The following is a 22694-nucleotide window of genomic DNA, read 5'->3' on the forward strand; positions in this document are numbered from 1 at the left end:
AACTTCACATGACCTGCACGCCTGTGCGGCGTGGGCGGCAAGGCGCGAGTCGGTGATGCGCTGCAGCAGGGTGGGCGCTGCGCGGGCAATCCGCGGCAGGCCAGACGGGCGTGCCGGCTCGAGCGTGGCCGGGCTGACCGTCCTCGCCACCGGCCCACTGTGGGCCGGTCGCGGGATGGGGCGGACGCTTACTTGGCCGGCGCCTGCGCGTCGGGCAGGGTCCAGGCGATCACGCTGTCGCCGGCCTTGGTGTCCATGCGGTCGTGGCCGCCGATCGCGGCGACGATGTACTGCTTGCCATCGACGGTGTAGCTCAGCGGCGCGGCCTGCGGCCCGGCCGGCACGCGCACTTCCCACAGCAGCTTGCCGGTCTGGGTGTCGTAGCCGCGCAGGAAGTTGTCCAGCGCCGCGCCGATGAAGGTCACGCCGCCGGCGGTGGCCAGCGAGCCGCTGTTGTTGGGCGTGCCCAGTTCGAACTTCATCTTCGACGGAATGCCCATCGGGCCCTGGTCGTAGCCGGTGCCCAGCGGACGCCGCCAGATCACCTGCTGGGTGCGCAGGTCCACGCCGGAGATATAGCCCCACGGCGGCGCCACGCACGGGGTGTTGAGCGGCGACATCCAGGGCTCCTTGCGCGCGCCGTAGGGCAAGCCTTCCTGGGCCATGTAGCCGGGCGTCCTGCTCTTGCCGTTGAACACCGACACCACGCCCAGCGCCTGCATTTCCTGGCGCGGATACACCTGCTCGGTGTAGGGCAGGCGGTTGCTGTTCATCACCATGATGCCGCGCTGCAGGTCCACCGACACGCCGCCCCAGTTGATGCCGCCGTGGTTGCCGGTGAAAGCCAGCGAACCGCCCAGGCTCGGCGGGGTGAACATGCCCTCGTAGCGCAGCCGCTTGAACTGGATGCGGCACACCAGCTGGTCGAACGGGGTGATGCCCCAGGCATCGGATTCGACCAGGGTCTCGTACTCGTGGCTGGGCGCGCCGACGGTGTTGGGCATGCCCGGCGACACCGGCTGGGTCCTGGCGGTCCAGTCGCCGTGGTCGGTGCCCTGCGGCACCGGCTTCTGCTCCACCGGCATGATCGGTGCGCCGGTCTCGCGGTCGAGCACGAACACCTGGCCGGACTTGGTGGCCTGGATCACCGCCGGGCGGGTGCCGCCGCCGGGGACCGGGAAGTCCACCAGGTTCGGCTGCGGGCCGATGTCGTAGTCCCACAGGTCGTGGTTGATGGTGCGGAAATGCCAGCGCTCCTTGCCGGTGGCCGCATCCAGCGCGACCAGCGAGGCGGTGTACTCCTCTTCCTGCGGCGTGCGCTGCCTGCCGAAGAAATCCCCGGAGGCGTTGCCGGTGGGCAGGTAGACCAGGCCCAGCTGGTCGTCGGCGGCCATCAGCGACCACACGTTCGGGGTCGAGCGGGTGTAGGTCTGCCCGGCCGGCGGGGCCGCATCGATCGTCGGGTTGCCCAGGTCCCAGGCCCAGCGCAGCTGCCCGCTGACCGCATCGAAGGCGCGCACCACGCCGGACGGCGCATCGCGCTCCTGGCCGTCGCGGACCTGCCCGGTGGGCTGGATCACCACGCCGCGCATCACCACCGGCGGCGAGGTCGGGCCGACGAAGCCGGGCTTGGTGTTGCCGGTGTCCTTGTTCAGGTCGACATAGCCGTGGCTGCCGAAGCTGTCGCAGAGCTTGCCGGTGAGCGCGTCGAGCGCGCCCAGGCGGCCGTCCACCATCGGCCAGAAGATGCGCTTGGCGCACTCGGCGACCGGCGTGGTGGCCTCGAAGTAGGACACGCCGCGACAGGTGGTGGCGGCGACACCGGCCATGGCCTTCGGGTCGGTGTGCGGATCGAAGCGCCAGCGCTCCTTGCCGGTGGTGGCCTCCACCGCGATCACCTTCTGCGTGGGCGTGCAGATGTAGACCAGGTCGCCGACCTTCAGCGGGGTATTTTGGAACGCGTAGCCGAGCTTGGAGCCGGCCGGCTTGAGGTCGCCGGTGTGGAATTCCCAGGCGATCTTCAGGTCCTTGACGTTGTCCGGGGTGATCTGTGCGCCGGGGCTGTAGTGGTTGGACAGGTTGGACCCGGCATAGGCGGTCCAGTTGCCGGCGTCGTGGTTGCCGGCGACGTTGCCGTCGGGGCTGTCCACCGTGGCGCGGCTGAAGGCGGCCTGCGGGCGCTGCGCAGCCAGGCCGGGGTCGGCCAGTTCCACCGTGCGCGGGAACAGCAGCGGCACGAACACCAGCGCCGCGCCGAGCACCGGCAGCACGCCAGCGACCAGCAGGTAGCCGATGCCGGAGACCGGCGCCAGGCGCCAGCGCGCCACCTTCCAGAACGGCAACAGCAGCAGGCCCAGCACCGAGATCATCGCCAGGCGCGGGATCAGTGCCCAGCCGTCCAGGCCGACCTCGGCCAGGGCCCAGGCGATGGTGGCGGCCAGGGTGACGCCGAACAGCCACAGGCCGACGCTGCGGCCCAGTGCGAGCATCAGGCCGGACACGGCCAGCGCCACGCCGGCGAGCAGGTAGTACCAGGAGCCGCCGACGGCGACGAGTTGCCCGCCCATGACGGCGAGCGCGACGCCGATCACGGCGATGAGGATGGCGTAGCCGGCGAACAGCCAGCGGCCAGGTCCGGGTGGGGAGGAAGCAGCAGTCATGAGCGAAACATCCGACGAGGATCCCTGGCGCGTGGCGCGAATGGCGGCGGTGCAGGCGGATCGTGGAGGGGGGAAGGCGAGGGCAGGGCCGCAACCGCGGCGCGCATCGCAAGGCAGCGACCGCGCTGCCGCGTTCTGGGAAAGCAGCGGAATCGGCGCGGCGCGTGCAGGCTATTTTAGGCGGTGCAGGTCGTCGGGCCGTGACGGCACGCGGAACAGTGCGTCATGCGGCGCCGTGGCGGACGCCGCATGGTGACGTGGTGAGGCAGATCGCGGCGCGCGCAGGCGCGGGGCGCGCGACGTCGTGCGAAGCGCGTGCCGCCGCTAGCGCAGGCTTTCCAGCGCCTGCAGATAGCGCTGGCGCCAGGCGTTGATGTCGTGCTTGCGCAGGTGATCCATCATCGCCTGCCAGCGTTCGATGCGCTTGGCCTTGGGCAGCGACGCGCCGGTGGCGATGGCGTCGGCGACGCCGTCCAGGTCGTGCGGATTGACCAGCAGCGCTTCCTTCAGTTCGTCGGCGGCGCCGGCCAGCAGCGACAGCACCAGCACGCCGGGATTCTCCGGGTCCTGCGCGGCCACGTATTCCTTGGCCACCAGGTTCATGCCGTCGCGCAGCGGCGTCACCAGGCCGACCTGCGCGGCGCGGTAGAAGCCGGTCAGGGTGGCGTGGGTGAAGTTGCGGTTGACGTAGCGCAGTGGCGTCCAGTCCGGCTCGGCATGGCCGCCGTTGATGTGGCCGGCGATCTGCTCGAGCTGGTTGCGCAGTTGCTTGTACTCGGTGACGTCGCCGCGCGAGACCGGCGCGATCTGCAGGTAGGTGAGGCTGCCGCGCTGGTCCGCATGCCGCTCCAGGTAGCGCTCGAAGCCGAGGAAGCGTTCCGGCAGGCCCTTGGAGTAGTCCAGTCGGTCCACGCCGATCGCCAGCTGGCGATCGCGCAGGCTGCTGCGCAGGTCGCGCACCGCCGGCTTGGACATCGCCGCACGCGCCTGCTGCGCGATCAGTTCGGTGTCGATGCCGATCGGGAACATGGCTGCGCGGAAACGGCGGCCGCCCGGCGCTTCCAGCACGCCGTCCTTGATCACCTTGCCGCCGCCGAACAGGCGCACGTAGGCCTGGAAACGGTCGACGTCGCGGCGGGTCTGGAAGCCGATCAGGTCGTAGGCGTAGAAGCCGGAGAACAGTCGCGCGTGGTCCGGCAGCGCCTGGATCAGGTCGGCCGAGGGGAACGGCACGTGCAGGAAGAAGCCGATGCGACAGCCGATGCCGCGCTCGCGCAGCAGCGAGGCCAGCGGGATCAGGTGATAGTCGTGGATCCACACCGTATCGTCCTCGCGCAGCATCGGCGCGAGCTTGTCGGCGAACATGGCGTTGACCCGGCGGTAGCCCTCGCGGGTGGCGCGGTCGTAGTCGACCAGGTCCAGGCGGAAGTGCAGCAGCGGCCACAGCGTGCGATTGGCGAAGCCGTTGTAGTACGCGTCCAGATCCGCGCGATTGAGGTCCATGGTGACGAAGCGGATGTCGCCCTGGGTCTGCTCGTGCATGGCGCCGCTGTCGCCGCGCACGGTCTTGCCGCTCCAGCCGAACCAGACACCGCCGCGTTCCTTCAGCGCCGCCAGCAAGCCCACCGCCAGGCCGCCGGCGCGGTTCTCGCCGGGCAGTGCGACACGGTTGGATACCACGACCAGTCTGCTCATGATGCCTCCTGCCAACTGCGCGACAAGCGCATGGCGGCGATGATCAGGCCGACATGCGAATAGGTCTGCGGAAAATTGCCCCAGGCTTCGCCATTGTCGAAGGCCAGATCCTCCGACAGCAGGCCCAGGTGATTGCGCCGGGCGAGGATGCGCTCGAACAGCTCGCGCGCTTCCTCCTTGCGGCCGATCGCGGCCAGCGCGTCGATGTACCAGAACGTGCAGATGGTGAAGCTCGTCTCCGGTTCGCCGAAGTCGTCCGGCGCCACGTAGCGGTACAGCGCATCGCCATGCTTGAGGTCGCGGCCGATCGCCTCGACCGTGGCGATGAAGCGCGGATCGTCCGGGGCGATGAAGCCGATGTCGGCCAGCAACAGCAGCGAGGCGTCCAGCCGGTGGCCGTTGAAGGTGTCGGTGAAGTGCCCCAGCTCCGCGCTCCAGGCCTCGGCCAGCACGCGCGCGTGGATGCGGTCGGCGCGCTCGCGCCAGTGCGCCACGCGCTCGTCCAGGCCCAGGCGCGCGGCGATCTTGGCCAGGCGGTCGCAGGCGGCCCAGCACATCGCGCTGGTGTAGGTGTGCACCTCGGCACGGCCGCGGAACTCCCACAGGCCGGCGTCGGGCACGTCGTGCAGCGCGAAGGCGCGCTCGCCCAGCGGCTCCAGGCGCAGGAAGGTGTGGGTGTCGCCGGGGTCCTTCAGGCGCAGGTCGAAGAACAGCTGGGTGGAGGCCAGCACCACGCTGCCGTACACGTCGTGCTGCTTCTGGATCCAGGCCAGGTTGCCGCGCCGCACCGGGCCCATGCCGCGGTAGCCGGCCAGCGACTCGACCTCGTGTTCCTCCAGCGCCGCCTCGAAGCCGATGCCGTACAGCGGCTGCAGGCTGCCGTCGGTGGTGGCGATGTTGAAGATGTAGCCGAGGAACTGCTCCATGGTGCGGGTGGCGCCGAGCCGGTTCAGCGCACGCACCACGAAGGCGGCGTCGCGCAGCCAGCAGTAGCGGTAGTCCCAGTTGCGCGGGGTGTCCGGCGCTTCCGGAATGGAGGTGGTCATCGCCGCGATGATCGCGCCGCTGTCCTCGTACTGGCACAGCTTCAGGGTGATGGCGCTGCGGATCACCGCGTCCTGCCAGTCCAGCGGCACCGACAGGTAGCGCACCCACTCGCGCCAGTATTCCTCGGTGCGCTCCTGCGCCTCCTGGATGTAGCCGGTCAGCGAGCGGGTCAGCGATTCGTCCACGCCCAGCATCAGGTTGACCGGGTGGGCGAGCACGAACGGCAACTCGTCGCGGATGAAGCGCACCGGCACGTCGGTGGTCAGGCGCAGGGTGAAGTCCGGCAGCAGCCAGCGCACGTGGTTGCTGCCCCAGGTGCTCTCCGGCTGGCGCGCACCCCAGTCGGCCAGCGGCCGTGCGCGTACGCGGATGCGGGGGTTGCCGGCCAGCGGCCGCACCTGGCGGATGATGCTGACCGGGCGGTAGAAGCGGCCGTGGTTGCGCCAGCGCGGCGCGAAGTCGATCACTTCCACCGCGCCGCCGTGGGCATCGCGCAGCACCGTGCGCAGGATCGCGGTATTGGCCAGGTAGTGCTGGTCGCTGTCGACGAAGTCTTCCAGCTCGATGCTGAAATCGCCGCCGGGATGCGCGCGCGGGGAGAGCAGGGCGCAGAACGCCGGGTCGCCGTCGAAGGCCGGCAGGCAGCTCCACACCACGCTGGCCCGTTTGTCGATCAGGGCGCCGAAGCTGCCGTTGCCGATGACGCCGAGGTCGAGATTGGGGGAACTCATGGAACGGACGGATCCTTGTGCGGAAGCAGTGGGGGAAGCGGCCACGGGACGCAGGCGGGCGGGCGCGGCGGCGCCCTCATCCGGCGTCATCGCGCAGCCAGGCGTGTACGCCGCGTGGATCGGGCAGCGCATAGGTGGCGACGCTGTCGGCGCGGGTGCCGACCAGCACGCTCCAGCCGCCGGCCTGGTTGGCCGCGGCGAAGCCGAACTCGTCGGTGAGATCGTCGCCGACGAACACCGGGCGGCGGCCGCGGAACGGCGGCTGCTGCAGCAGCGTGGTCAGCGCCACGCCCTTGTCGCTGCCTTCGGGCACGAACTCGACCACGTGGTCGCCGGGCTGCAGGCGGTAACCGGGCAGGTCGGCGATCTGGGCGTGGGCGAACCCAAGCACCGCCTCGGCGGCGCTCGGCGCCGCGCGCCAGTGCAGCGCCATGCTCGCGCCCTTGTCTTCGACCAGCACGCCCGGATGCGCCTGGCGCAGGTGCGCGGCGCGCGCATGCAGCGCATGCAGAAACTGCGAGGTATCGGCGGGCATCGCCGCCTGCGCGTCGGCGTCGCTGCGCAACTCGTGGCCGTGCAGGCCGGCGGCAGGCAGCCGCAGCGGCGCGAACAGGGCATCCAGTTGCGTCAGCGGACGTCCGCTGACCAACGCCACCGCGCCGCCGAGGCGCTGGTGCAGGCGGCCGATCGCCTCACGGACCTCGGGCAGCAACTGCACCTGGTCGGGGCGTTCGGCAAAGGCGATGAGAGTGCCGTCCACGTCCAGGAACAATGCGCAGGCATCGTCCAGGCGCGGCGGCGGCGGTCGGAGGGGGAGCGCGTCTGCCATCCTTTCATGATGAACGAGACAGCGTTAGCGCCAGGTGGATTGGTCGGGGGCCGGGAAACGGGAATGGGGAAACGGGAATGGGAGGAGCAAAAGCGGTGCATGCGCGCGCTGCTGTTGCTTTTACCCATTCCCGATTCCCGTCTCCCCATTCCCCACACCTTCGTCAGAAGGTGTACCGCACCCGCCCATAGTAGTAAGCGCCGTTGCTGCCGATCGGCGAGAGCACGTCGTAGGGCAGGTTGCCGAAGTAGGCGATGTCCGGCTTGGAGCGGTCGGCGTAGGCGTCGGTGAGGTTCTGTCCGCCCACCGCCACGCTCCACTGCGGGGTGAGGTGGTATTCGACCTCGGCGTCGAGTTGCCACTTGGCGCTGTAGGTCTGTTCCGGGGCGAAGCCGCCGCCGAAGTCGAACACGCGGGTGGCGCTGCCGTAGCGGGTGACGCGGGTCTGCAGCGACCAGCGCGCATCGCTCCAGTTCGCCGCCAGCTGCGCGCGGGTGCGTGGGGTCGCTTCGGTCAGGGTGTTGCGCTCTTCCACGCCGAACAGCACGTAGTCCGGATTCAGTGCCAGCAGCTGCGCCGGCGTGGCGACCACGTTCTCCAGTTCGGTCTTGGCGTAGCTCCAGGTGCCGGTCAACTGCAGTTGGCCATCGCCCAGTGCCTGCCGCCAGTTGCTGACCAGTTCGGCGCCGCGGGTGCGGGTGTCGGCGGCGTTGACGAAGAAGCTGGCGCTCTGCAGGCCGGTGATGCCGAAGCGCTGCGCGACGAAGTCGGTCAGGGCGTCGCCGTCGATGCTTTCCGACAGCGCGATGCGCTTGTCGATGTCGATCTGGAACAGGTCCAGCGACAGGTCGAAATGGCTGCCGACGCGGCTGGTGAAGCCCAGGCTGTAGTTGCGCGACTTTTCCGGCTGCAGCGTGCGGGCGCCCAGCGCCTGCGCGATCGGGTTGTCGACCGAGAGCAGGCGGCCCTGCAGCAACTGGCCGTTGGCGTTGTAGCCGGTGGAGCTGGCTTCGTAGCCGATCTGGCTCAGCGACGGCGCGCGGAAGTTGTTGGAGATCGCGCCGCGCAGGGCGAACGCCGGGACGAACTCGTAGCGCGCGGCCAGCTTGCCGGTCAGTTCGCCGCCGAAATCCTGGTAGTGCTCGTAGCGCGCGGCCAGGTCGGTGGAGAGCTTGTCGCCGAATTGGCTGGACACGCTGGCGTAGACGCTGGCGACGTTGCGCGACAGGTCGGCCGCGTCCTGCGGGGTCAGGCCGCCGCCGGCCTGGGCGCCGGTGGGACGGTCGGTGTAGGGGCCAGCGGCGTAGCTGGCCGGGTCGCCCGGACGGGTGCGGTAGTGCTCGCGGCGCAGCTCCACGCCGGTACCCAGGGTGTGGGTGGCGCCGGCGGCGTCGAAGCTGCGGCTCAGGTCGAGGTTGGCCACGCCTTGCTCGAACGCGTAGTCGCCGGTCTTGAAGCGGGTCGGGCTGCCCGGGCCCAGCGAGGCGTTGAGCGAGTGCTTGAGCCGGTAGGTGAAGTCGTTGCGGCCGTAGTCGAGGCTGGCGTCGTAGGCCCATTCGCCCCACTGGCCGCGCGCGCCGACCACCGCCTGCAGGTCGCGGTTCTCGCCCAGCGACACCGGGCGGTAGCCCTGCGGATACACCTGGGTCCAGTTGGCGGCACCGTCGGGGTAGCGGAAGTAGTTGTCGCCCTGCGTGTCGCGCTGGTTGTAGGTGCCGAAGGCATAGACCTCGCTGCCCTGGCCGAACGGCAGCTTGCCGTTGAGCCAGGCGTTGAGATCCTTGCTGGCGCCGTCGCCGAGCGCGTAGTTGCGCTTGCCGGCCAGCGCCAGGTTGGCCGGGGTCTGCTCCTCGAACGAGGGGATCTGGTCGAAGCCGGCGCGGTTGGTGGCCTCGTGATTCTTCAGCTCCAGGCCGACCTTGAAGAAGCCGCCGTCCTCGCCCAGGCGCGTGCCGACCTTGCCGCTGGCATAGCCGGTCTGGCCGTCGGTGAGGGTGCGGTGGATCGGCTTGACGTCGGTATGGTTGGCGCCATAGCTGGCTTCCAGCGCGCCGCTGTCCGGGTCGTCGTCCAGGATCACGTTGATCACCCCGGCCACCGCGTCGGAGCCGTACTGCGCGCCGGCGCCGTCGCGCAGCACCTCGATGCGCTTGATCGCGCTGATCGGGATGGCGTTGAAGTCCACCGGCGTGGTGCCCTTGCCGATCTTGCTGTCGGTGTTGACCAGCGCCGAGGTGTGGCGGCGCTTGCCGTTCACCAGCACCAGCACCTGATCGGGCGAGAGCCCGCGCAACTGCGCGGCGCGCACGTGGTCGGCGCCGCCGGAGTTGGACTGGCGCGGGAAGTTGAAGGAGGGCAGCAGCGCCTGCAGCGCGCTGCCGAGTTCGCCGTTGACCACGCCGGCCTTGCGGATGTCCTCGGCGCTGAGCACGTCCACCGGGGCGGTGGATTCGAGCACGGTGCGGCCGCTGGCGCGGGTGCCGGTGACGATCACCGTGTCCAGATTGGTCGCGGTGGCGGGGGCGGCCTCCTGGGCGAGGGCGGGGGCCGCCAGGGCCAGGGCGATGGCCAGGCTCAACGGCCTGACGAACGGGGACGACATGGGGGTTCTCTCCTGAAACGATGACCATCAAGACCGGCCGCGCCGGCCGTGGCGGCGACTGGGGTCGGCAAAGGTTGCTGCATCCATCCGGATGAAGCGATATATTAGCCCGACGTTAAGGCGATGTGCGAGCCGCGTGTTCGGTGCTGTCGGGCATGAGCTCATGCCCGCCGGTTATCCGGGTCCGGACCGCGCCTGGCCTACGATCGCCCGCTCCCTTTCCGTTCCCACCGAGACCCTGCCAATGCTGCTGCGTGCCCCGTTGATCGCCGTCCTCCTGGCCCTGGGCGCTTGCGCCAGCGTCGCGCCGTCCACGCCGACCCCGTCGAGCAAGGTCAGCGCGACCATGCAGGGCGATGCGGCGCGGCCGGCGCAGGCCAGCGGCTGGGTGCGCAGCGAGCTGTACTTCGGCGTGGGCGAGGAGAGCGGCCCGGCCGACCGCCCGCAGGCCGAGCCGATCAGCGAGGCGCGCTGGCGCGCGTTCCTGGACAAGGAGGTCACGCCGCGCTTTCCCGATGGTCTGACCGTGTTCGACGCTTACGGCCAGTGGCTGTTCCGTGGCGCCAAGGAGCCGAACCGGCTCAACACCAAGGTGCTGGTGATCCTGCACGAGGACACCCCGCAGCGCCGCGCCGACATCGAGGCGATCCGGCTGGCATGGAAGCAGGCCACCGGGCACCAGTCGGTGCTGTGGGCGCGGCAGGCGGTGGACGTGTCGTTTTGACTGCGGGGATTCGGGAGTGGGGATGACCAGCCGTTCGGCTGTGGAAAGCGGGGATTCGCAAGGGCGGGGTGCTGCGGTGACGGTGGGGTCGTTCGTGATCCGGCCCGGTGATCTCGACGATCCGGCGGTGCGCGGGTTGCTGGAGTACCACGTGCAGCAGATGCATGCGCAGTCGCCGCCGGGCAGCGTGTATGCGCTGGACCTGTCGGGTCTGCGGCAGCCGCAGGTGCGGGTGTGGAGCGTGTGGCGCGACGAGGCGCTGGTTGCGGTCGGCGCGTTGCGGACGCTGGACGATGGCGGTGGCGAACTGAAGTCGATGCGCACGCATCCTTCGTTTCTCCGCCAGGGCGCGGCTGCGGCGCTGCTCGACCACCTGATCGCGCTCGCCCGCGCCGAAGGCCTGCAACGGCTGAGCCTGGAGACCGGCAGCGGCGCGGCGTTCGAGCCGGCGCTGGCGTTGTATCGCCGACGCGGCTTCCGCAACGGGCCGGCGTTCGGCGACTACGCGCCGAGCGCGTTCAACCAGTTCCTGCATCTGGAGCTGTCGCCGTAGGCGCGCTGCCCCGGAAAACGGCATCCTGCGCGTGCACCGATCCGCCGGTGCCGCTTCCCCTTACCATCCCTCGACTCCCCACGCCGCCACTGCCCGCATGTCCAGTCCCGCTCCCGTTTCACCGCGCCTGCGCTGGTTCGTCGCCGGCGACCTCAACGGCTTCTTCGGCCTGGTGGTCGACAACCTGTCGATCCTCGGCTTCATCACCCTGGCGCTGGTCGGCCTCTTCCAGTTCCCCGCCGAGGTCATCTACACCCGGATGATTCCCGGCACCGCCTTCGGCGTGCTGGTCGGCAACCTGCTGTACACCTGGATGGCGCGGCGGCTGGCCACGCGCAGCGGGCGCAGCGACGTCACCGCGATGCCGCTGGGCCTGGACGCGCCGACCAGCATCGGCATGGCCCTGCTGGTGCTCGGCCCGGCGTTCGTGCGCTACAAGCAGCAGGGCCTGGACCCGCAGGCCGCGGCGCTGGCCACCTGGCACCTGGGCATGGCGTCGCTGGTGGTGATGGGCGCGCTGAAGACCGTGCTGTCGTTCTTCGGCGACGCGGTCACCCGCGCCTTGCCCCGCGCCGCGCTGCTCGGCTCCATCGCCGGCATCGCCATCGTGCTGATGGGCTTCCTGCCGCTGCTGGAGACGCTGCGCACGCCGCTGGTCGGGTTGGTGGTGCTGGGCCTGCTGCTGTACGTGCTGATCGCCAAGGGGCGGCTGCCGTGGCGCCTGCCCGGGGTGCCCGTGGCGCTGGCATTGGGTACCGGCCTGTACTACTGGGCCAATGCGGCGGGAATCGGCATTCCCGGTCACCAGGCGCCGCAGTGGATCGCGCCGCAACTGGTGCTGCCGTGGCCGAGCCTGGGCTTCGTCGCCGGCCTGCCCGACACCGTGCCGCTGCTGCCGCTGCTGCTGCCGTTCGGCCTGCTGATGGTGGTGGGCGGCATCAACGTCAGCGAAAGCGCGCGCGCCGCCGGCGACGACTACCGCACCCGCGACATCCTGCTGGTCGAGGCCGGCGCGACCCTCATCGCCGGCGTCTGCGGCGGCGTCGCCCAGACCACGCCCTACATCGGCCAGCCGGCCTACAAGCACATGGGCGCGCGCAGCGGCTACACCCTGCTCACCGGTCTGTTCATCGGCCTGGGTGGCATGTTCGGGCTGGTCGCCGGCCTGGTGCAGTGGCTGCCGATGGCGGTGCTGGCGCCGATCATCGTCTACGTCGCCATCGACATCACCACCCAGGCCTTCCAGGCCACGCCCAAGCGCCACGCCGGGGCGATGGTGCTGGGCTTCCTGCCGTCGGTGGCCTACCTGCTGGCGATCAAGGCGCCGGGCTGGATCGCCCCGGAGCAGTTGGCCAAGCTCACCACCACCCTGGACGGCCACGGCCTGCCGGAGCTGGCGGTGATCCTGACCCTGGGCAACGGCTTCATCATCACCGCGATGCTGTGGATCGCCACGGTGGCGGCGATGGTCGACGGCCGCCTGCGTCGCGCCGCGGCGTTCCTGCTGGTGGCGGCTGGGCTGACCTTGTTCGGACTGATCCACTCGGTGGATCCGCGCGGCGGCCTGTACCTGCCGTGGACGCTGAGCGGCGTGCCGAAACTGATCGCCTGGCAGTTCGTCGGCGGCTACCTGGTGCTGGCCGCCTTGCTCGGCCTGCTGTCGCTGCAGAAGCCGCGCGCGGTGCTGGTGGAGTGAGCGGCGCTGCGGTGCGCGTGCCGTCCGGCGTGAGGTCGTGCGGCCGTCGCTCGATCGCACGGCGGCGGTGCCGTTCCGCTGGCACCACCGCCAGGGGCTGCTGACATTCCCGCGCCGCCGCGCCCGCCTGCGGCCTGCGGCGTGACGGAGGTGTCGCAGGCCCGCGACGCTCATGGCGCGGCGATGCGTAGTCGGTGCTCTCACCGTGAGGTGCGTCGAGACTGAACGCCAGCCGTCCCTTGCTGGAACCGGCACACATCACTGCGGTCACACCTCCATTGTCCGATGGAGATGTGCATCCCATGCAGCCGCGTCATTCGTTCTGGCCGTGGATCCTGGTCGCCGTGCTGGTGGCCGCTGCCGCGGCGTGGTTGTTCCGCGACAACATCGCGGCGCTGTGGCCCGCCGCCGCGCCGGCGCCTGCCGCGGTCGCGCCGCCCTCCACCGTGGCGCCGCCTGCCGCACCCGACGCGCCGGCCGCGGCGGCAGCGCCGCCGCCGATCCAGCACCCCATCGATGCCGCGGAAGCCGCCGATGCGGCGATTCCGGCGCTGGCCGCCAGCGACGACGCCGCCTGGGCGGCGCTGAGCACGCTGGCCGGCGGCGACGCACCGCTGGCGCTGCTGGTGCGCGACCACCTGATCCAGCGCCTGGTGACCATGGTCGACAACCTGACCCAGCGCCGCGTCACCGCGCGTGCGCTGGCGCTCAAGTCGGTGCCGGGGGAGCTGCAGGTGAGCACCGATGCCAGCGGCGCCAGCGTCATTGCCGACGCCAATGCGCAGCGTTATGCGCCCTACGTGGAGGCGTTCACCCGGGCCGATCCGGGCACGGCGGTGGCGGCCTATCGGCGCTTCTATCCGCTGTTCCAGCAGGCCTATGTGGAACTGGGCTATCCGCAGGGCTACTTCAACGACCGCCTGGTGCAGGTGATCGACCATCTGCTGCAGACCCCGACGCCGGCGGGGCCGCTGGCGGTGGAGGTCGACCCGGTGCGCGGCAAGTACCGTTTCGTGGATCCGGCGCTGGAGTCGCTGTCGATCGGGCAGAAGGCGCTGCTGCGCATGGGCCCGACCCAGGCCGCCGCGGTCAAGGCGCAATTGCGTGCGGTGCGCGAGGCGCTGACACGGACCTGAGCCGGACGCGAGGCGCGTGCCGCGTCACGTGGCCGCGCCTGCGGGCTTTTTGTTCTTGTAGGAGCGACTTCAGCCGCGACGGGCGTTACCGGTAATGCCCATCGCGGCTGAAGCCGCTCCTACAGTCGCGATGCTTCGGCGTACCCCTTTTATTCGTCATCTGCCAGCCCGCCGGGACAGCGGTCTTCCGGTAAATGACAAGGCCCTCGCCCCGCTCACCCATCCAGCTCCGGGTAATGCCGGAAGATGCCGTTCTCGTTGAACGGCAGGCGCCGTGGCGACGCCAGGTAGGCGGCGATCGCCGGGCGCTCGCACACGCGCTGCTGCAGCGCGCGCAGCCGTGGCAGCTTCGGCGACAGTTTCTTCATCGCCTGCGGGAAGGCGTAGTCCAGTCCGCTCATCAGCTGGAACAGCGACAGGTCCACGTAGGAGTGCTCGCGCAGCACGTGGCGGCCGCCGCCCTGGTCCAGGACCTGCTCGAAGTAGCCCAGGAACTTCGGCAGCCGTTGCTTGCGCAGGTCCTCGGCGCGGCGCTGCGCCTCGGCCTTCTGGTCTTCGTAGTACAGCCCGCTGGCGATGGGGTGGTGGCTATCGTGGACCTCGGCGACCAGGTCGGCGATGGTCAATTGCAATTGCAGCGCCTGCAGCCGCCGCGATTCGCTGTCCGGCACCAGGCCCAGCGGCGGGCCGAGGTAGTGCAGGATGTTGGCGACCTGCGCGATCACCAAGCGGCCGGCCTTGAGGAACGGCGGCGCGAACGGCCGCGCGCCGGCATGGGCGCCGTCGAGGAAGGGCTGCATCGCCGCGTCGCCCTGTTCGCGGGCGACATCGCGATAGCCGGCGCCGGCATCTTCCAGCGCCAGCCGCACGAACTCGCCGCGGCCCTGGATGCCGGTCCAATAGTAGAGCTCGTAGTGCATGGCGGGGCCTGCGCGTGGGAACGAAGCGCCGAGGGTAGCGCCCTTGCGGTAGCGGTGTGTGACTGGCGGGTGCCAAAGTGCGGCCAACGGCACACCGCGTCGCGGTGCTCCTGCGTAGCGTATACGGACGCCGCCGGTGGTCTTGAAACAGGGGCGGACAGCCGCATTTTGCTGGCATGCCGGCGCGGCCGGCCCTTTCCTTCAGAGGACTTCCCGATGCGGATGGACAAGCTCACCTCGCGCTTCCAGCAGGCCCTGGCCGACGCGCAATCGCTGGCCGTGGGCCGCGATCACACCATCATCGAACCGGTGCACGTGTTCGTGGCGCTGCTCGACCAGGCCGGCGGCAGCACCCGGCCGTTGCTGGCGCAGGCCGGCGTCAATGTGCCGGTGCTGCGCGAGCGGCTCGGCGAAGCGCTGGACAAGCTGCCCAAGGTCAGCGGCCAGCCCGGCAACGTGTCGATGGGCAACGATCTCAGCCGCCTGCTCAACCAGACCGACAAGCTGGCGCAGCAGCACAACGACCAGTTCATCGCCAGCGAGTGGTTCGTGCTGGCCGCCGTCGACGACAGCGGGCCACTGGGCCTGGCGCTGCGCGCGGCCGGCGCCGACAGGAAGAAGCTCGAGGCCGCCATCGACAAGTTGCGCGGCGGCGAGACCGTGCAGTCGGAGAACGCCGAGGAACAGCGCCAGGCGCTGGAGAAGTACACCATCGACCTCACCGCGCGCGCCGAGAGCGGCAAGCTCGATCCGGTGATCGGCCGCGACGAGGAAATCCGCCGCACCGTGCAGGTGCTGCAGCGGCGTACCAAGAACAACCCGGTGCTGATCGGCGAGCCCGGCGTCGGCAAGACCGCGATCGTCGAGGGCCTAGCCCAGCGCATCGTCAACGGCGAGGTGCCGGAAGGCCTGCGCGGCAAGCGCGTGCTGTCGCTGGACATGGGCGCGCTGATCGCCGGCGCCAAGTTCCGCGGCGAGTTCGAGGAGCGGCTCAAGGGCGTGCTCAACGACCTGGCCAAGAACGAAGGCCAGATCATCCTGTTCATCGACGAACTGCATACCATGGTCGGCGCCGGCAAGGCCGATGGCGCCATGGATGCGGGCAACATGCTCAAGCCGGCGCTGGCGCGCGGCGAGTTGCACTGCATCGGCGCCACCACCCTGGACGAGTACCGCAAGTACATTGAGAAGGACGCGGCGCTGGAGCGGCGCTTCCAGAAGGTGTTCGTCGGCGAGCCGAGCGTGGAGGACACCATCGCCATCCTGCGCGGGCTCAAGGAACGCTACGCGGTGCACCACGGCGTGGAGATCACCGACCCGGCGATCGTTGCCGCGGCCACGCTGTCCAACCGCTATATCACCGACCGCCAACTGCCGGACAAGGCCATCGACCTGATGGACGAGGCCGCCAGCCGCATCCGCATGGAGATCGACTCCAAGCCGGAGGAACTGGATCGCCTGGAACGGCGCCTGATCCAGCTCAAGATCCAGCGCGAGATGCTGAAGAAGGAGAAGGACGAGGCCTCGCGGCAGCGCCTGGCCGACCTGGAGAGCGACATCGACAAGCTCGAGCGCGAGTTCTCCGACCTGGACGAGGTGTGGCGTTCGGAGAAGGCGGCGCTGCAGGGCGCGACCAAGATCAAGGAGCAGATTGAGCAGGCGCGGGTCGAGCTGGAGGCGGCGCAGCGGCGCCAGGACTACGCCAAGATGAGCGAGATCCAGTACGGCCTGCTGCCGAACCTGGAAAAGCAGCTGGCCGCGGCCAACGAAGCCGAACAGCACGACTTCAAGCTGGTGCAGGACCGCGTCACCGCCGAGGAAATCGCCGAGGTGGTGTCGCGCTGGACCGGCATCCCGGTCAACAAGATGCTCGAGGGCGAGCGCGACAAGCTGCTGCGCATGGAGGACGAACTGCACCAGCGCGTGGTCGGCCAGGAAGAGGCGATCAAGGTGGTGTCCGATGCGGTGCGCCGCTCGCGCGCCGGCCTGTCCGATCCGCACCGGCCCAGCGGCTCGTTCCTGTTCCTCGGCCCCACCGGTGTCGGCAAGACCGAGCTGTGCAAGGCGCTGGCCGAGTTCCTGTTCGACAGCAGCGACGCGATGATCCGCATCGACATGAGCGAGTTCATGGAGAAGCACTCGGTGGCGCGGCTGATCGGTGCGCCTCCGGGCTACGTGGGTTATGAAGAAGGCGGCTACCTCACCGAGGCGGTGCGGCGCCGGCCATACTCGCTGATCCTGCTCGACGAGGTCGAGAAGGCGCACAGCGACGTGTTCAACATCCTGCTGCAGGTGCTCGACGACGGCCGCCTCACCGACGGCCAGGGCCGCACCGTGGACTTCCGCAACACCGTCATCGTGATGACCTCCAACCTGGGCTCGCACCAGATCCAGGAGCTGAGCGGCGATGGCAGCGCCGAGGCCTACACGCAGATGAAGGCGGCGGTGATGGGCGTGGTGCAGGCGCATTTCCGCCCGGAGTTCATCAACCGCCTGGACGACATCGTGGTGTTCCATCCGTTGGACAAGGCGCAGATCAAGTCGATCGCGCGCATCCAGTTGCACGGCCTGGAAAAGCGCCTGGCCGAGCGCGGCCTGAAGATCGAACTGAGCGACCGCGCGCTGGAACTGCTCGGCAATGTCGGCTTCGACCCGGTGTACGGTGCGCGCCCGCTGAAGCGCGCGATCCAGGCGCAACTGGAGAATCCGCTGGCGCAGCAGATCCTGTCCGGCCAGTTCGTCAGCGGCGACACCATCAAGGTCGAGGCCGAGGGCGGCAAGCTGGTGTTCGAGAAGGCCTGATGGGGCTCGTCGTGCAGGCGCGCGCTGCCGCGCCTGCGGCACGCGCACTGTTGATCGACATGGATGGCGTGCTGCGGCTGTGGCCCGACGACGACGCTGCGCTGGAACGCGCGCATGGCGTGCCGCCAGGCAGCCTGCGCGCGGTGGCGTTCGCGCCGGCGTTGTTGGAGCCGGCGATCCGTGGCGCCACCAGCGACGCGCACTGGTTGGCCGAGGTCGCCACGCGCATCGCCGCGCTGGCCCCGGCTGCGGACGCCACTGCGCTGGTCGCCGCATGGTCCGCGCCGACGGCGGCCCGCCTCAATGCGCCGGTACTGGCACTGCTGCGCGAGGTGCGCCAGCGCCTGCCGGTGGTGCTGCTGAGCAATGCCACCTCGCGCCTGTCGCGCGATCTGCAGGCGCTCGGCATCGCCGATGCGTTCGATGCGGTGGTGAACTCCAGCGAGGTCGGCGCGATCAAGCCGGAACCGGCGATCTTTACGCATGCGCTGGCGCAGCTGGGGATGGCCGCCGACGAGGTGCTGTTCGTCGATGACACGGCGGCCCATGTCGAGGCCGCGCGTGGCCTGGGCCTGCGTGCCGAGCGCTATGTCGACGCTGCGGCATTGCGTGCCTGGCTGCTCGCCGAGGGCGCACTCGGCGACGACTGAGGCCGGCATGCCGCCACGGTGCCGCCGAAGCGCTGACAACCCCGCGGCATGGCCTCATAACCGCAGGTTTGCATTCGCCGCCGCGCGCGGCGCTATCGTCTGCGCTCCCGTTGCCGAGAGCCGCCCATGTCCGACCCGAACTGGAAGCTGGAAACCATCGCCGTGCACGGCGGCTACCGTCCCGATCCGACCACCCGCGCGGTGGCGGTGCCGATCTACCAGACCGTGGCCTACGCCTTCGACGACACCCAGCACGGCGCCGACCTGTTCGACCTGAAGGTGCAGGGCAACATCTACAGCCGCATCATGAACCCCACCACCGACGTGCTGGAGCAGCGCATCGCCGCACTGGAAGGCGGCATCGGCGCGCTGGCGGTGGCTTCCGGGCAGGCGGCGGTGACCTATGCCATCCAGACCATCGCCGAGGCCGGCGACAACATCGTCTCCTCCAGCGCGCTGTACGGCGGCACCTACAACCTGTTCGCGCATACGCTGCCCCTGTCCGGCATCCAGACCCGCTTCGCCGACTACCGCGATCCCGGCGCATTCGCCGGGCTGATCGACGAACGCACCAAGGCCATCTTCGTCGAGTCGATCGGCAATCCGCGCGGCAACGTCACCGACCTGGAAGCGGTGGCCGCCATCGCCCACGCCCACGGCGTGCCGCTGATCGTCGACAACACCGTGCCCACGCCATACCTGCTGCGGCCATTCGACTTCGGCGCCGACATCGTGGTGCATTCGCTGACCAAGTACCTGGGCGGCCATGGCACCAGCCTGGGCGGGGCGATCGTCGATTCCGGGCGCTTCCCGTGGGCGGCGCACGCGCAGCGCTTCCGCCGCCTCAACGAGCCGGACGTGAGCTACCACGGCGTGGTCTACACCGAAGCGCTGGGCGAGGCCGCCTACATCGGCCGTGCGCGGGTGGTGCCGCTGCGCAACACCGGCGCGGCGCTGTCGCCGTTCAACGCGTTCCAGATCCTGCAGGGCATCGAGACGCTGCCGCTGCGCATGGACCGGATCAACCAGAACACCCTGGCGCTGGCGCGGCACCTGCAGGGCGAAGCGAAGGTGGAGTGGGTGAACTACGCCGGCCTGCCGGACCATCCCGAACACGCGCTGGCGCAGAAGTACCTGCGCGGCCATGGTTCCGGCGTGCTGACCTTCGGCCTGCGCGGCGGCCGCGCCGCTGGCGCACGCTTCCTCGACGCGCTGCAATTGTTCACCCGCCTGGTCAACATCGGCGACGCCAAGTCGCTGGCCACGCATCCGGCATCCACCACCCATCGCCAGCTTTCGCCCGAGGAACTGCAACGCAGCGGCGTCAGCGAGGACACGGTGCGGCTGTCGGTGGGCATCGAGCACATCGACGACCTGCTCGCTGACCTGCAGCAGGCGCTGGCGCAGGCCTGAGCGCGCGGCAGCCTCGCCGCGATGGGGGCTTCTGCAACCCTGCTTGTGGGGCTTTAGCGCACTGAAGTGCCCTGTAGGAGTGGCTTCAGCCGCGACGGGGTGTTCCCGGCAGCCCATCGCGGCTGAAGCCGCTCCTCCCGGGCAACTCGCCTCCGGCGCGCTGGGCCGGAGGCGGGTGATGAGCGGCGCCTTTCAATCGGACACGCGCCAATCGGCGAAGATCTCCAGCAGGAAATCGACGAAGGCGCGCACCTTGCGCTCCTGGGTGGCGCGACGGGGGTAGAGCGCGGTGATCTCCAGGTCCGGCCAGCGCTGCCAGCCTGGCAACAGGCGCACCAGTCGGCCTTGGTCCAGCCGCGACTGGACCAGCGGCTGGGAGAGCAGGGCGACCCCGGCGCCTTGGGCGACCTGGCGGATCACCGTGGTCGATTCGTTTGAAATCAGCACCGGCCGCAGGGTCAGCTCGATCGCTTCGCCGGCGCTGTGCCGCAACGCCCAGGCGACCAGCGGCGCATCCGCGCCGACCGCGAGCACGGCATGGCCAATGAGCTCCTTGGGGTGGGCGGGGGTGCCGGCGCGGGCCAGATACTCGGGGCTGCTCACCAGGATGCCGCGTGAGGCGCCCAACGGCCGCGCCACGTAGCTGGAATGGACCGGCGGCCCCACATGGACCGCAACGTCCAGGCCATGGCGGAGCAGGTCCAGCGGCTGATCGTCGTAGGTCAGCGCCAGTTGCACGCCCGGGTGGCGCTGGCGGAATCGCGCCAACTGCGGTTCCAGCACCAGCAGGCCCAGCGCATAGGGGGCCAGCACGCGCAGGGTGCCGCGCGCCTGCGCGCGCAGGTCGCGCGCGGCCTGCACGGCATCCTGCAGGGTCTGCTCGGCCTCCACGCAACTGGCATAGAAGGCACGCCCGGCCTCGGACACCGCCAGCCGCCGGGTGGTGCGATGGAGCAGTTGCACGCCCAGTGCCCGTTCCAGCGCCTTGATGCGACGGCTGACGCTGGTCAGCGGCACGCGCGCCTGACGCGCGGCGGCGGTCAGGCTGCCGTGTTCGACCACGCGCAGGAACAGCCGCACGCTGTCGAAGTCCACGCTGTCGGCGCGCCGGTTTTCTTCCGTTTGTGGCAAGAGTCTATCCATCTATGGTGCCATTATCTCGCAGGCGAACTGCTTCTACGATGACGGCCATGCGCCTGCCCTGCTTCGACCCGGTGTCGATGGTCCGCTTCCGTCCTTCGCCCGCGTTGTGGTTTGCGCTGCGGACCACGGCTGCCGCGCTGCTGGCGCTGGCCATCGCGCTGCTGTGTTCGATGGAAGACCCCAAGTGGGCGGCGATGACGGTCTTCATCGTGGCCCAGGCCGACCGCGGCATGAGCGTGGTCAAGGCGCGCAACCGCATCGTCGGCACGCTGGTGGGGGCCAGCATGGCCGTGGTGCTGATGGGCCTGTTCGGCCAGGCGCCGCCCTTGTTCATGATCGCGCTGGCGCTGTGGCTGGGCGTGTGCACCGGCATGGCCAGCGTGGTCTCGGCCTTCCGCAGCTATGGCGTGGTGCTGGCCGGCTACACGGCGATGATCGTGGGCATGTCCTCCACCGCCCATCCGCAGCAGGTGTTCGACATCGCCGTGGCGCGCGCCACCGAGATCCTGCTCGGCATCCTGGTCGAAGGCGCGATGGCGTCGATCTTCTCGCCGGCGTCGCCGCGCCCGGCACTGGAGTCGCGGCTGGAGGCGTATCTGCGCCAGGGCAGCGCGCTGGCCGCGCGGCTGCTGCGCGGCGAGGCGACCGGCACGCAGATCCACGGCTTCTTCGCCAGCGCGCTGGCGCTCAACGATGCGGTCGACTATGCCGCCGCGCGCTCGCGCGAGATCGCGCGGCTGGGCGGGCGCCTGCGCCACCTCAGTTACCTGATGCTGGCGCAGCTGTCGGCGGCGCAATCGTGCCGGGTCGGCCTGGATGGACGCGCGCCTTCGCGCGCGCTGCGCGGCGTGCACGACGTGCTGGTCCAGCGTGCCGAGGGCCGGCTGCCTGGCCAGGAACAACTGGCCGCCGCACTGGATCTGCTCGACCTGCGCCATCGCCGCCTGCGCCGGTTGTGCGCGCATCGGCGCGAGGCCTTCGACCGTGCGTTCGCGCTGGAACACGCGCGCAACATCGTGCGCGACCTGCAGGCCAGCCAGCACGAACAGGCGGCGCTCGAACAGGGCCGGCCGTCGCGCCACCGCTTCGCCACACGCCGCCATCGGGACCTGCACGAGGCGGCGTACAACGCACTGCGCGCCTTCCTGGCGGTGGGGGCGGCGTCCTTGTTCTGGGTCTACAGCGGCTGGAGTGCCGGTTCGGGCATGGTGACCATCGTCGGCGTGGTGTGCGCGCTGTATGCGACCCGACCCGATCCGGTGTCCGGCGGCCTCGGCTTTCTCAAGGGCGCCGGGCTGGCGGCACTGGCGGCCTTCGTGTGCATCGTCTGGCTGCTGCCCTGGGTGGAGGATTTCGCCGGGCTGGTGGCGGTGCTGGCGCCGTTCCTGATCCTGGCCGGCCTGGCGATGCGGCGGCCGTCGACCGCCGCGCTGGGCGCCAGCGGCTCGATCTTCTTCATCGATCTGGTGGGGCCGCTCAACGGCACCACGACCGGTGTGGTGCAACTGTTCAATGGCGCGCTGACGCTCTTGCTGGGGATCGGCATCGGCGTGCTGATGTTCACCGTGCTGCTGCCCAGTGGGGCCGGGCGGTACGTGCGCCGGCTGCGGCGTTCGGTCGATGCCGATCTCGCGGCGATCGCGCTGCATCCGCGGCGCATAAAGCGACGGGTCTGGTTCGGCCTGATGGCCGATCGCATGCGCGCGCGCCTGGGCCTGGCCGCCGCGCTGCCGGAGTCGACGCTGCAGCGCGACCTGGCCGCCTTGCTCGGCGCGCTGGGCATGGGCAGCGACGCGCTTGATCTGGCGCGGACCGATGGCGCGCCGGGGCCGCGGGTGCGTGCGGTGCTGCGCCGGCTCGCGCGCGGCGACCTGCCGGGCGTTGCCCACCAGGCCATGCGCGCGGCGCGCCACCATGCGGTCCTGGCCAGCGACCGCCTGGACGCGCAGGCCCAGGCGCACTGGCATACGGCGATGCTGCTGTGGGACATGGCGCTGTGCGCACGCGAATATCTGCAGGCCGGCGCGCAGGAACACGTGCAAGAGCAGGCGCCGCTGATGCCTTCGGCGCCGCTGCCGTCCTGATCGGCGCGC

The 22694-nt window shown here is 70.1% G+C and carries 15 protein-coding genes; 8 read left to right on the plus strand and 7 right to left on the minus strand.

Going from position 1 to position 22694, the window contains the following annotated elements:
• Positions 1-188: 188 nt before the first annotated feature.
• The 5 genes from M3U25_RS08915 to M3U25_RS08935 form a co-directional block, all read right to left on the minus strand.
• A complete protein-coding gene (locus tag M3U25_RS08915; RefSeq protein WP_355498582.1) occupies positions 189-2621 on the minus strand; it encodes a membrane-bound PQQ-dependent dehydrogenase, glucose/quinate/shikimate family in 2433 nt (810 codons plus the stop codon).
• Between the two features lie 363 nt (positions 2622-2984).
• Positions 2985-4355: an alpha,alpha-trehalose-phosphate synthase (UDP-forming) gene (gene otsA, locus M3U25_RS08920; protein ID WP_160948496.1), complete on the minus strand. Its 1371-nt coding sequence runs from the start codon at positions 4353-4355 to the stop codon at positions 2985-2987.
• Positions 4352-6133, minus strand: coding sequence for a glycoside hydrolase family 15 protein (locus M3U25_RS08925; protein ID WP_355498239.1), 1782 nt, complete (start codon positions 6131-6133; stop codon positions 4352-4354). The genes otsA and M3U25_RS08925 overlap by 4 nt, the downstream gene beginning before the upstream one ends.
• A gap of 76 nt (positions 6134-6209) precedes the next feature.
• Positions 6210-6962 (minus strand): trehalose-phosphatase, encoded by a 753-nt coding sequence (otsB, locus tag M3U25_RS08930; RefSeq protein WP_355498236.1) that lies wholly within the window; start codon positions 6960-6962, stop codon positions 6210-6212.
• Between the two features lie 163 nt (positions 6963-7125).
• A complete protein-coding gene (locus M3U25_RS08935; RefSeq protein ID WP_355498233.1) occupies positions 7126-9564 on the minus strand; it encodes a TonB-dependent receptor in 2439 nt (812 codons plus the stop codon).
• Between the two features lie 244 nt (positions 9565-9808).
• On the opposite strand from M3U25_RS08935, the gene M3U25_RS08940 reads away from it, so the two are divergent.
• From M3U25_RS08940 to M3U25_RS08955, 4 genes are all read left to right on the plus strand, one after another.
• Positions 9809-10288 (plus strand): DUF3574 domain-containing protein, encoded by a 480-nt coding sequence (locus tag M3U25_RS08940; RefSeq protein WP_355498230.1) that lies wholly within the window; start codon positions 9809-9811, stop codon positions 10286-10288.
• Positions 10289-10382: 94 nt separating this feature from the next.
• Positions 10383-10841 (plus strand): GNAT family N-acetyltransferase, encoded by a 459-nt coding sequence (locus M3U25_RS08945; protein WP_355498227.1) that lies wholly within the window; start codon positions 10383-10385, stop codon positions 10839-10841.
• Positions 10842-10938: 97 nt separating this feature from the next.
• The gene (locus M3U25_RS08950) at positions 10939-12537 is read left to right on the plus strand and encodes a hypothetical protein (protein WP_355498224.1); all 1599 of its coding nucleotides are present in this window, start codon (positions 10939-10941) and stop codon (positions 12535-12537) included.
• A gap of 302 nt (positions 12538-12839) precedes the next feature.
• Positions 12840-13673, plus strand: coding sequence for a DUF3014 domain-containing protein (locus M3U25_RS08955; protein WP_355498221.1), 834 nt, complete (start codon positions 12840-12842; stop codon positions 13671-13673).
• Positions 13674-13888: 215 nt separating this feature from the next.
• Here the strand turns inward: M3U25_RS08955 and M3U25_RS08960 are convergent, their stop codons facing one another.
• Positions 13889-14593 carry a glutathione S-transferase gene (locus M3U25_RS08960; RefSeq protein ID WP_160948382.1) on the minus strand — a complete coding sequence of 235 codons (705 nt, stop codon included), beginning with the start codon at positions 14591-14593 and terminating at the stop codon, positions 13889-13891.
• Positions 14594-14809: 216 nt separating this feature from the next.
• On the opposite strand from M3U25_RS08960, the gene clpB reads away from it, so the two are divergent.
• From clpB to M3U25_RS08975, 3 genes are all read left to right on the plus strand, one after another.
• Positions 14810-17395: an ATP-dependent chaperone ClpB gene (gene clpB, locus M3U25_RS08965; RefSeq protein ID WP_242161039.1), complete on the plus strand. Its 2586-nt coding sequence runs from the start codon at positions 14810-14812 to the stop codon at positions 17393-17395.
• Entirely contained in the window at positions 17395-18045 is a 651-nt protein-coding gene (locus M3U25_RS08970) for an HAD-IA family hydrolase (RefSeq protein WP_242161040.1), read from the plus strand. The genes clpB and M3U25_RS08970 overlap by 1 nt, the downstream gene beginning before the upstream one ends.
• Positions 18046-18171: 126 nt before the next feature.
• Complete coding sequence (locus M3U25_RS08975) at positions 18172-19458, plus strand: O-acetylhomoserine aminocarboxypropyltransferase/cysteine synthase family protein (RefSeq protein WP_017917425.1); 1287 nt, start codon at positions 18172-18174, stop codon at positions 19456-19458.
• A gap of 192 nt (positions 19459-19650) precedes the next feature.
• Here the strand turns inward: M3U25_RS08975 and M3U25_RS08980 are convergent, their stop codons facing one another.
• Entirely contained in the window at positions 19651-20601 is a 951-nt protein-coding gene (locus M3U25_RS08980; protein ID WP_355498214.1) for a LysR family transcriptional regulator, read from the minus strand.
• Positions 20602-20648: 47 nt separating this feature from the next.
• Here M3U25_RS08980 and M3U25_RS08985 point away from each other — a divergent pair, with 47 nt between their 5' ends.
• On the plus strand, positions 20649-22685 hold the full coding sequence (locus M3U25_RS08985) for an FUSC family protein (RefSeq protein ID WP_355498211.1): 2037 nt from the start codon (positions 20649-20651) through the stop codon (positions 22683-22685).
• Positions 22686-22694 lie beyond the last annotated feature (9 nt).

This window comes from Xanthomonas sp. PPL134 (genome assembly GCF_040595915.1).
Classification (GTDB): Bacteria; Pseudomonadota; Gammaproteobacteria; order Xanthomonadales; family Xanthomonadaceae; genus Xanthomonas_A; species Xanthomonas_A indica.

Excerpts from the sequence above, each read along its gene's own strand:
- M3U25_RS08975 (WP_017917425.1), top strand. The coding sequence starts at position 18,172 with ATGTCCGACCCGAACTGGAAGCTGGAAACCATCGCCGTGCACGGCGGC.
- M3U25_RS08935 (WP_355498233.1), bottom strand. The coding sequence starts at position 9,564 with ATGTCGTCCCCGTTCGTCAGGCCGTTGAGCCTGGCCATCGCCCTGGCC.
- M3U25_RS08925 (WP_355498239.1), bottom strand. The coding sequence starts at position 6,133 with ATGAGTTCCCCCAATCTCGACCTCGGCGTCATCGGCAACGGCAGCTTC.
- M3U25_RS08960 (WP_160948382.1), bottom strand. The coding sequence starts at position 14,593 with ATGCACTACGAGCTCTACTATTGGACCGGCATCCAGGGCCGCGGCGAG.
- clpB (WP_242161039.1), top strand. The coding sequence starts at position 14,810 with ATGCGGATGGACAAGCTCACCTCGCGCTTCCAGCAGGCCCTGGCCGAC.
- otsB (WP_355498236.1), bottom strand. The coding sequence starts at position 6,962 with ATGGCAGACGCGCTCCCCCTCCGACCGCCGCCGCCGCGCCTGGACGAT.
- M3U25_RS08980 (WP_355498214.1), bottom strand. The coding sequence starts at position 20,601 with ATGGATAGACTCTTGCCACAAACGGAAGAAAACCGGCGCGCCGACAGC.
- M3U25_RS08950 (WP_355498224.1), top strand. The coding sequence starts at position 10,939 with ATGTCCAGTCCCGCTCCCGTTTCACCGCGCCTGCGCTGGTTCGTCGCC.
- M3U25_RS08940 (WP_355498230.1), top strand. The coding sequence starts at position 9,809 with ATGCTGCTGCGTGCCCCGTTGATCGCCGTCCTCCTGGCCCTGGGCGCT.
- M3U25_RS08970 (WP_242161040.1), top strand. The coding sequence starts at position 17,395 with ATGGGGCTCGTCGTGCAGGCGCGCGCTGCCGCGCCTGCGGCACGCGCA.
- otsA (WP_160948496.1), bottom strand. The coding sequence starts at position 4,355 with ATGAGCAGACTGGTCGTGGTATCCAACCGTGTCGCACTGCCCGGCGAG.
- M3U25_RS08955 (WP_355498221.1), top strand. The coding sequence starts at position 12,840 with ATGCAGCCGCGTCATTCGTTCTGGCCGTGGATCCTGGTCGCCGTGCTG.
- M3U25_RS08985 (WP_355498211.1), top strand. The coding sequence starts at position 20,649 with ATGCGCCTGCCCTGCTTCGACCCGGTGTCGATGGTCCGCTTCCGTCCT.